The organism is Bacillus sp. TH17 (genome assembly GCF_016651125.1).
GTDB lineage: Bacteria > Bacillota > Bacilli > Bacillales > Bacillaceae_G > Bacillus_A > Bacillus_A mycoides.
The window spans coordinates 21,362-31,455 of sequence record NZ_JAEKEN010000005.1 but is presented as its reverse complement, the minus strand read 5'-3'; the positions used below and the strand labels follow the sequence as shown (position 1 = coordinate 31,455).

At 36.8% G+C, this 10,094-nt stretch carries 6 protein-coding genes, 1 rRNA gene and 1 pseudogene; 2 read left to right on the top strand and 6 right to left on the bottom strand.

Annotation, left to right across the window (positions count from 1 at the left end; translation table 11 throughout):
* Window positions 1–22 precede the first annotated feature (22 nt).
* The 4 genes from JFT95_RS29305 to JFT95_RS29290 all read right to left on the bottom strand — a co-directional run bounded on the left by JFT95_RS29305 (window position 23) and on the right by JFT95_RS29290 (window position 3,935).
* The gene (locus tag JFT95_RS29305) at window positions 23–1,099 is read right to left on the bottom strand and encodes a glycosyltransferase WbsX family protein (RefSeq protein WP_201054123.1); all 1,077 of its coding nucleotides are present in this window, start codon (window positions 1,097–1,099) and stop codon (window positions 23–25) included.
* Between the two features lie 215 nt (window positions 1,100–1,314).
* Window positions 1,315–2,187 (bottom strand): class I SAM-dependent methyltransferase, encoded by an 873-nt coding sequence (locus JFT95_RS29300; protein WP_088038215.1) that lies wholly within the window; start codon window positions 2,185–2,187, stop codon window positions 1,315–1,317.
* A 26-nt stretch (window positions 2,188–2,213) separates the two neighbouring features.
* Window positions 2,214–2,936: a class I SAM-dependent methyltransferase gene (locus JFT95_RS29295; protein WP_002029458.1), complete on the bottom strand. Its 723-nt coding sequence runs from the start codon at window positions 2,934–2,936 to the stop codon at window positions 2,214–2,216.
* A 204-nt stretch (window positions 2,937–3,140) separates the two neighbouring features.
* A complete protein-coding gene (locus JFT95_RS29290) occupies window positions 3,141–3,935 on the bottom strand; it encodes a sulfotransferase family 2 domain-containing protein (protein ID WP_088038217.1) in 795 nt (264 codons plus the stop codon).
* A 303-nt stretch (window positions 3,936–4,238) separates the two neighbouring features.
* On the opposite strand from JFT95_RS29290, the pseudogene JFT95_RS29285 reads away from it, so the two are divergent.
* Window positions 4,239–5,181, top strand: a pseudogene (locus JFT95_RS29285) (NAD-dependent epimerase/dehydratase family protein).
* A gap of 40 nt (window positions 5,182–5,221) precedes the next feature.
* Here JFT95_RS29285 and JFT95_RS29280 read toward each other — a convergent pair.
* Both JFT95_RS29280 and JFT95_RS29275 read right to left on the bottom strand, forming a co-directional pair.
* Window positions 5,222–5,998 (bottom strand): class I SAM-dependent methyltransferase, encoded by a 777-nt coding sequence (locus JFT95_RS29280; protein ID WP_088038219.1) that lies wholly within the window; start codon window positions 5,996–5,998, stop codon window positions 5,222–5,224.
* A 66-nt stretch (window positions 5,999–6,064) separates the two neighbouring features.
* Window positions 6,065–7,996: a glycosyltransferase gene (locus JFT95_RS29275; RefSeq protein WP_201054121.1), complete on the bottom strand. Its 1,932-nt coding sequence runs from the start codon at window positions 7,994–7,996 to the stop codon at window positions 6,065–6,067.
* Window positions 7,997–8,510: 514 nt separating this feature from the next.
* Here JFT95_RS29275 and JFT95_RS29270 point away from each other — a divergent pair.
* Window positions 8,511–10,062, top strand: a 16S ribosomal RNA gene (locus tag JFT95_RS29270).
* Window positions 10,063–10,094: the final 32 nt, after the last annotated feature.

The following is a 10,094-nucleotide window of genomic DNA, read 5'->3' as shown; positions in this document are numbered from 1 at the left end:
CGCCAAGCAATTTTAAGACGAGTCAGAATGACTCGTCTTTTTTGTATGCTTTCATACCTCTGTTAATTGCCTGCTTAACTCCTTCTAAATAGGCGAATCCATGCCTTTTATCTGGTTCTAAGTAAGTACCTTCTGCCCATTCATTCCACGCATTAATAAATAAAAACTCGCTGTTGTAAAGAGAATAGGTACGCTGGATTTGTTTGCTTAAATATATCGTGAACTTCCTAGGGGTAGAACCTAGGAAGATGCTGCTATTTAAGTCTTTGCGGCGTGCTGTATTGTCCCAGTCAACAAAGGCACCAGGAAATGTTTTTTTCTCTGGAGGAGATCGCTTTAGTATATACATCCACACTTTATCATAATCCCAAGCGTTTATTTGTTTACCAGACTCATATACTGTCTTATTTATGTCTGAAGAGCTATCATGAGCAATTGTATAAAAAGGCTCGAATTGAATGCTAGCATCAAATCCATTTATATTAGGAAGTGGAAAGCTGTTTAATGTTTCTGCAAAGTATATACCTTTCAAACCATTTTCTTGTGCGAGTGTATTCCAATAATGAAGCATTTGTTCACAATGAGGGATATGCCCAGGGCGATAAATAATGAATAGTGGTTTATCGTCTATACGGATATATCTCTCATCTTGGAAAGCTTGCAATAAATACTCAAAGTGTTCTTTCCAATCCGATAATTCTCCATAATTTTGAGGCATTAATATGTGACTATCAAGACCATCCCAAGTTTTTGTCCACGGTTCATTTGCCCAAGAAAGGCAAAATGGAAAATCTGGTTCCTTCATCTTAAGTACCTCATTAAAGGGTGCCTCCAATAGCCTCTTCCCTTTAAACCAGTAATGGTAATAACAAAAACCATATATGCCATGTGCTTTGGCGATTTCTGCTTGCCATTTTCTTACGGATGGGGTGGTTAAGTCATAATAAAAATCTTGATAAGGTTCTCTAGGTTGGTAATGTCCTGAAAATAAAGGTCGTGCACTTTTAGTATTTGTCCATTCAGTAAACCCTTTCCCCCACCATCGGTCATTTTCTTTTATTTGATGAAACTGTGGTAAGTAAAAAGCGATTATTTTCAAAATATATCCCCCTTATGTTCTTCGTAGTTCAAGTGGTGGGAAGTTACTTTTGATTTTTCGAATCTAGTTAAAACATGAGATATGTTATTTACTTACTGTGTTTATGCTGCATAATGAATTCTTTTGTGCAGTTTGCTTGATATGGAAATCTTTGATGATTTAATATATACGGCTGAGATACAAAATGATCTCCATTATAAAATGAGCGAAAAGAGTTAATCTTTTTGGAGAACAAATAGAGCTTGGGGTAACCGGTTTGTATCATCAAAAAAGTCCCGTAGCTTTAAATACTTCTCATAGTGGTTTTTAATATAAGTTCTAGGTATAACGGTTTCCCCATAGAAGCTACTGTTTCTAACGTCTCCAGCTCCCGTAGGGCTGTGGATAAAATTGCCGCTTTCATAATCCGAGATGGCACGATTTATATCTGGAAAAGCTTGAGATAAAGTTTTATGCCATCCCGTTTGAATTAATTCAGGGTGTTCCTTAAATTGTTGACAGAAATCGAGAAAATAGCGTGCTTGTGTTGTGGCGATGAAGATTCCACCTGGACGAAGAATTCTTGAAAATTCCTTTATCCAATTTTCTGCAGTTTCTTCGGATAAATGTGAGAATACAGAATAAGCGAATATGATGTCTAATGAATTGTCATTAATAAATTCTACAGGAGGTTGTGGGGGAGCTATTTTATACCTGCCTCTTCCTAACGTTTCGTTGCAAAGGTTAATCATTGCAGGATCTACATCAATACCAAGTAAATTTTTATGGCGAACATCTTTGAAAAAGAAGCGTATGATTCTTCCCCATCCGCAACCAAAGTCTAAAATTTTCCGTTCTTTATTCAAGGGAACGCCTAAATTTTGGGCATATGTTTTTACAAGGCTATAAAACAAATATGCTTCATAAAGAGCATGTTCATAGGAAGCACCTACAAACTGTTGTTGAATTTCTTCGGAGGGGAACATAGGTACTGGGATGCCATTTATCTTTGTTTGTGAGCAACTTTGTATAAATAGATTAAGAAGTTCAACATCAGAAAGTGGGCTAACAAGGTTATCAAAATCACTTCCTAACTTAAAGTTATTCATTTGTTAACCTCCAAATTATATAGTTCCTAAAAATCATTTTCGTGTTTTTTACTAATAAAAACATGTAGAAATTCAGCATCTAACCCCAGTGATCTATCCTTGTGTAAATAAACAATGGTATACATATTTGCATGTGTATAAATGTATTCAATCATATCTTGACCCCAATCAAATGTTACTAAAGACCCGTTCTCATCAATAGGATTACCATGATAAATTGGCTCCTCAATATATTCGATTCCTTCTTTATTGATTCTTGCTCTTTGTAAAGTCTTTGTGAGTGTATGATACCAAGGGACAGTAAACACATGAGCGCCGCCAGGCTTTAATACACGCTCTATTTCTTTAAAGGCTTTGTTTGGCTCCATTACATGTTCAAAGACATCTTGAGTAATGAATAAATCAAAAGATTCATTTTGAAAAGTCATGTCTTCTAAGTTCTCGCATCTAACCCCTTGAAAGTATTGGCCGAGAGGGTAGTTTTTAAAGTATTGAGAGTATGTATAGTTTTTGCAGTTTTTTATTAGTAGTTGAGTTGTAATTCCCCCAGGAGAGGATTCGTGGATATGATAGGAACCCCATTTTGGAAAAAATGTATTTAAAACATGGATTAGAGCGCGCTGCCTTGGTATAGAGTGGCATGTAGAACATAAGTAGTGATCTCTAAGCCAATCATTATGCTCTATAAATGTAGCTTTCTTCTCACAAATAACGCAATATCCATTATTGTGCTTCAAATTACCTTCCACATGACATCACTCCTGTGTAAAAAAATGCATATGACACACACGTCAACAACCAGCGAAATCAAAGAGAGTGGGTGGAAATTAGGGAACTCATAAAAGTGAGATTGGTAGAATGGAACAATTAGCGGGAGAGAACCCCACGCTAATTAAAGTTTCACTTTATGCTATGCGATACATTCGCTTTTATTCATTGAAGAATGTATCGACTTAGAATGTCCCTTTTGTGTACGGATACATTTCAAAGTCTTGTGCATATATTTCTGTAACTAAACCCATGGTTTCTTTATCATAAAAGCTTTCATATGTTGGAAAGCGGGGGAAGGATGCATCTGTAATGCTAAGTTCTGCATAGCTTCCCGTATAAAGCATCTTATGAGCACGATGATGATCTGAATTTGTAAGAAGCGCTAAATTTGATTTAGTCAAATCGTACGTGTGTTCTATCTTGGTGATTTGTGTATTAAAATCTTCTAAAGGAATATAGCATTGGATGAAGTTTTCTTCACCTGGGACGTATTGCTGACTAAAATGTATATCTATTGCTAGGGAATTGGAACCGAATGCTTGAACGTAATATAAAAATTGTTTAAATGATATTCCTTGATTACTATATTTGTCATTATAAAAATAATGCCGGATACTTTCCCATTGAGGGCTAGCATATGGATTGTCAGCAAGCAATAAAAAGGAGCTGACCGCCCTTGTATAGGGATTCCGTACAAGTTTACAAACATCTTTTTTTGCTGTTAGAAGCCCATTTTGTAACGCTGGTATGTAGTTGGTGTTGTTTTTATACACCCAGAATTCATAGTAATGAATAAAGTCATGGTATTTCTTTGCTTCAGGAAATAATCCAATTTGAAAAAAGAACCAATTAGCTAAAGTAGTACATCCGCTTCTATGGCTCCAGAATAGTATAAGTGGAAAGTCTTTATGGAAATGTGGGATTCGATCTTTATGTAGGATTACATGATTTAAAAGCTCTTGATTTACATTCTTCATACATGTAGTGCTCCTTTTTGAAAGTTTTATTTATGGAGAAGGTTTTTAAATAGAATAAACGAGAATATGAGAAGGCAAGTTTTTACTAATCCAATATATTCATGGGAATGAGTAAATATTATGAGTGTTTTTGCGGTCATCTTAAATAAGGTATCGATTCTAAAAGGAAAATATAAAATAAAGATAATGAAAATTTATAAGGGGCATACAAATTATAAGAGAATGAATAATAGAGGTGACCAAGTTCGTTTATTTGTATTTCTAGGTGTGATAAGCAAAAATCTTATTACTAGAGAGGATATTATGAGGAAGAATAATTATTTAATAGTAGGTGGAAATAGTTTCATTGGTATAAACCTCGCATTAGGTTTATTGAAACAAGGTCAAAATGTAAAAGTATTTTCCAGACATATAAATAATTTCCCTCAAAATATTATAAGTGAGGTTGAATTTATTAAAGGTGATTTAGCGAATGTTAAAGATATATATAAAGCTTTAGTGAGTGTGGATATTATTATTTATTTAGCTGCAACGTCTAATGTAGCAACTTCAATTGAAGATGTTTTCGGAGATATAAACAGTAGCTTTTTTTCTTAACTTCATGGAAAGTGTTAAAAATTTTCCTGTTAAAAAAATTGTATTAGCATCTTCTGGAGGAACGGTTTATGGTGAACCAGAATATTTACCTATTGATGAGGAACATCAATTAAAACCACTTTCTCCTTATGGAATAACAAAAGTATCGCTTGAAAATTACTTGTACTTTTATAAGAAAAAATACGGAATTGACTATGTTGTATGTAGATATTCTAATCCATATGGAAAATATCAAAATCCTTTAAAGAAAGTTGGGGCAATAAATTGTTTTTTGTATCAGCATCTCAGTAATGAAAAGATTAATATATATGGGAATCCACAAGAGATTATTCGAGATTATATTTATATCGATGATTTAGTTGAAATCACTATACAACTATCGCAATTAAATCGTTTGAAATCTTGTGTGTATAACATAGGGAGCGGCAAGGGTCTCTCTTTAAAACGAATTATAGTAGAATTGGAGAAATTAACGGAAAGAAAAGTGGACTTTACCTGCTATAAACAAAGGCAAGAAAATGTTCAAAAAATCATTTTAAATATAGATAGAGTAAGACGAGAATGTAATTGGGAACCGAAAATAGATTTCAAAAGTGGAATTAGATTAAATAAGCTATGGATTGAAGAGTTCTTATATAGTAAAAAATAATAAGCCATGCCCTACTTTTGTATCAGTAGAGCGTGGTTTATTATTTTATTTCTTTTTTTATTACCCAAAGGTCTTGATGTTCCCACCAAAAACCTTCAGTGTATTTTTTGATGACAGGGTTATAGGGTAATAATTTAATTTTGTCACATACGTAAGAGGGACTAACGATCGTTTGCCCGTATTGATGAACATTTAAATCCAATTGTTCACTAGAAGGGAGAAACCAATAACCCTGTTTATTTAAATCTGGAAAGCTGAAGTACTTTTTACTTTGATAACCATGAGTTGTGAAAATGAGTAAGCCTTCAGGAGAAACAGCATTATACAATGTTTGAAGCCAACGAAACCAAGTTGTATCAGGCATATGAGAAAAAAAGGATAGACAAAAGACGATATCATACGTAGACGAGGCCAATTTTACTTGTTCAGGTTCAGGGTGAGATAAGATAGAAGAAGTATTTAATGTGTTTTCAATAAAAGTAATAGCCTCTTCATGTATATCACAGGTAGTTATACTTAAGTTCGTTTGTGGGTTTAATAAATGACGTGTTACGCAGCCATATCCGGATGCGAATTCTAATAATTTAATTGGAGTGTCTATAGGGGGATAAAAGGAAGTAATTAAATCTAAAAGTGTTTCTGCGGATTTTCTCCCATCTTGAAAATAATAATCTATCGCTTCTTTTTTAGATGGGAAGACTGGATTAGTGACAAGGAATTGAAAGATATGATCCTCTGGATGGATACTTGCATTTACATTGTAGTTATGTGCAATTTGAGAAAGTAAATCTTTATTTGCTTCTATAAATTCTTTCAAAGAGTAACCCCCCTTAAATGATAGTAACGTTTTACAAGAGATACTGATGGCGAATAAAATATATCATTAAATCTTCAAATATGCTTTAAGGTACTTTCTATATGTGTACATTTTCTTTTTTGAAATGTCGTCGATAGTAAAGGTTTCTTTAATGAAATTCTGCATTTGTACAACTTCACTGTAATGGGAATATGAATCTTCTGTTCTCGTTACGCTATTTGTATGTCGTCTATGATAGTTTAGCGGTTTTGGATTGAAATAAACGTTCCCCTCTTTAAGAATAGAAACATAGAAAAACCAATCACCAGCTACTTTAAACTTTTCTAATTGTTTTTCTGTTGTTTTTATATCTATGTTTTTAAAAACTACACTTGAGACATTAGGTATGGTGTTTTTAATAAGTAATGTATCTTGTATTTCATCTATCCCTTTTCGGAAATAAGAACTTTTCCATTTTTCTTTATCAATATCATTTGTGTAATCTAAATAATGATTGGCTAGGATATTTCCTTGTTCATCTATTTGTTTTGATTGTGTGTAGCTTAAGGTAACATCACCATTTATATGAAACCCTTGTATTACTTCTTCTAAAAATGTCTGATCACATAAGTCATCGGCCTCTGCAATCCAAATATAATCACCGGTTGCTGCAGAGATGCCTTTTATCCATTGTTTAAATACAGAACCAGAGTTTTTATCATTAATAATCTGCTGAACTTTTAGGTGGGGCTTATTTTCGTTTGAGAGCAGCTGTTCAAATATAGATACGCTATTGTCAGTAGAGGCATCGTCTAGGAAAATTAGTTCGTAAAGGGGATAGGTTTGGTTTAATATGGATTTAACTCGGTCAGATAAGTATTTTTCGTAATTATAGTTCGGTATGATTACGCTTATTTTTTTGTAATTATGATCAAGTAGGTTTAACAGTTGATAAATGTAATGAAGAAAGTTGAAATCTTTTTCAATAAGCTCTTGGCCAAAGCGCCCATTTTGTAATCGTAAGTCTTCATCTCCAATAAATTCATATATTCTTTCCAGCATCTGCGGTAAATTTAAAAAGTCTACTAAGGCGCCAGTTTGTTCCGTAACAACATCTTCAAAACCTCCAGCGTTTTTAAACCCTATAACAGGGACTTTTGTATCTAATGCCTCTAAAACAACGTTTGGAAAAGGATCTTCTCTTGAAGTTAATAAATATAAATCAGCCCCGGCGTTATATAAACCGATATCTGGAGTAGGCTCAACTAATGTGAAATGTGCTGTATATCTTGGGGATAGCGTGTTAAAGAAATGAACATCTGTTCTCCCAACCCAGATAAAATGAATATTCGTATGAACCTTTCTTACTGAGTAAGCAATAAGTGAGAATAAATCTATCCCTTTCCGATGATCAGCGAAACCTACTCCTAAAATGATTTTGCTATCTAGAGGCAGGTTGTGTTTTTTTCGTAATTCGCTTCTAGCTTTTGCAATATTGTTCTTATAAGGATTGTGGTTAAACAAGCCTTGAGGGAGGATGTGACATTTTTGATGATCTAATTGGGTGATTGTACAGAATTTTTCATACACGTACTGTGAAGGGAAGACAATTTTGTAAGCAAACTGGGCAATGTTTCTAGCTTTCCCCTCGGCAGAGTACTGTTGTATTAAATGCGGCAATTCATGTATTAATGAAATAACTTTTATATTGTGTTTAGCCAGCAATGCAACTATATCACCTCTTATGACGGTACTACATATGGCGATGGTATAGTCTTGTGATAGTAACTTCTTTATTAATAATTCGACCCTTTTTTCTGTTGGGTAGTCTTCCTCTAGGCAATAAACAGGACCATACTTTTGAAAATCGTGGATTAAAATGCCCGTTCCAATAGAAATAATGGCGACGGAGTAATGAAAGTTTTCTTTAAGAGCTTTAATAGTATGTAAAGAAAGCAGCTGTGCTCCGTGGAAATGGGCATCATGGGATACATAAATGATCTTCTTATTAACATGCATTTCATAACGCCTCCTAAGTTAATTAGATTTTTAGTAAATGCATGGTGTATGTATAATTCCTAGAGAGAAGTGGTAGGAGATAATTGTGAATGCAGCTGGAATGTACTCGGAATAAAAAGTGCTACCTTTAATATATATTTGTTTGGCTTGCTATTCATTCTTTAGAAAGGTGTAAGTAAGAAAGTGTAAACTGTCGATTATGAAAGTGATTGCACCAGTTTATTAATCTCTAGGAACGGAGTATAAATGAAGAAGGTTCAATACCCTTTAGAATTTATAAAATAAAAAGGATAAAAGGTATTGACGATTAGGATATAGAGGTGTAATATAGAACAAGTCGCCGATGCAATAACGCAGAACGCGGCAAACAAAATGAAAAACCTAGTTGACATTAACTAACGAAGATGTTAACATAAGGAAGTCGCAAATGAGCGGCAAACAAGTTCTTTGAAAACTGAACGAAACAAACAACGTGAACGTCAATTTTTATTTTTAGATGCTAGACAAACTAACTTTATTGGAGAGTTTGATCCTGGCTCAGGATGAACGCTGGCGGCGTGCCTAATACATGCAAGTCGAGCGAATGGATTAAGAGCTTGCTCTTATGAAGTTAGCGGCGGACGGGTGAGTAACACGTGGGTAACCTACCCATAAGACTGGGATAACTCCGGGAAACCGGGGCTAATACCGGATAATATTTTGAACTGCATAGTTCGAAATTGAAAGGCGGCTTCGGCTGTCACTTATGGATGGACCCGCGTCGCATTAGCTAGTTGGTGAGGTAATGGCTCACCAAGGCGACGATGCGTAGCCGACCTGAGAGGGTGATCGGCCACACTGGGACTGAGACACGGCCCAGACTCCTACGGGAGGCAGCAGTAGGGAATCTTCCGCAATGGACGAAAGTCTGACGGAGCAACGCCGCGTGAGTGATGAAGGCTTTCGGGTCGTAAAACTCTGTTGTTAGGGAAGAACAAGTGCTAGTTGAATAAGCTGGCACCTTGACGGTACCTAACCAGAAAGCCACGGCTAACTACGTGCCAGCAGCCGCGGTAATACGTAGGTGGCAAGCGTTATCCGGAATTATTGGGCGTAAAGCGCGCGCAGGTGGTTTCTTAAGTCTGATGTGAAAGCCCACGGCTCAACCGTGGAGGGTCATTGGAAACTGGGAGACTTGAGTGCAGAAGAGGAAAGTGGAATTCCATGTGTAGCGGTGAAATGCGTAGAGATATGGAGGAACACCAGTGGCGAAGGCGACTTTCTGGTCTGTAACTGACACTGAGGCGCGAAAGCGTGGGGAGCAAACAGGATTAGATACCCTGGTAGTCCACGCCGTAAACGATGAGTGCTAAGTGTTAGAGGGTTTCCGCCCTTTAGTGCTGAAGTTAACGCATTAAGCACTCCGCCTGGGGAGTACGGCCGCAAGGCTGAAACTCAAAGGAATTGACGGGGGCCCGCACAAGCGGTGGAGCATGTGGTTTAATTCGAAGCAACGCGAAGAACCTTACCAGGTCTTGACATCCTCTGAAAACTCTAGAGATAGAGCTTCTCCTTCGGGAGCAGAGTGACAGGTGGTGCATGGTTGTCGTCAGCTCGTGTCGTGAGATGTTGGGTTAAGTCCCGCAACGAGCGCAACCCTTGATCTTAGTTGCCATCATTAAGTTGGGCACTCTAAGGTGACTGCCGGTGACAAACCGGAGGAAGGTGGGGATGACGTCAAATCATCATGCCCCTTATGACCTGGGCTACACACGTGCTACAATGGACGGTACAAAGAGCTGCAAGACCGCGAGGTGGAGCTAATCTCATAAAACCGTTCTCAGTTCGGATTGTAGGCTGCAACTCGCCTACATGAAGCTGGAATCGCTAGTAATCGCGGATCAGCATGCCGCGGTGAATACGTTCCCGGGCCTTGTACACACCGCCCGTCACACCACGAGAGTTTGTAACACCCGAAGTCGGTGGGGTAACCTTTATGGAGCCAGCCGCCTAAGGTGGGACAGATGATTGGGGTGAAGTCGTAACAAGGTAGCCGTATCGGAAGGTGCGGCTGGATCACCTCCTTTCTATGGAGAATTGATGAACGCAGTTCATCAAT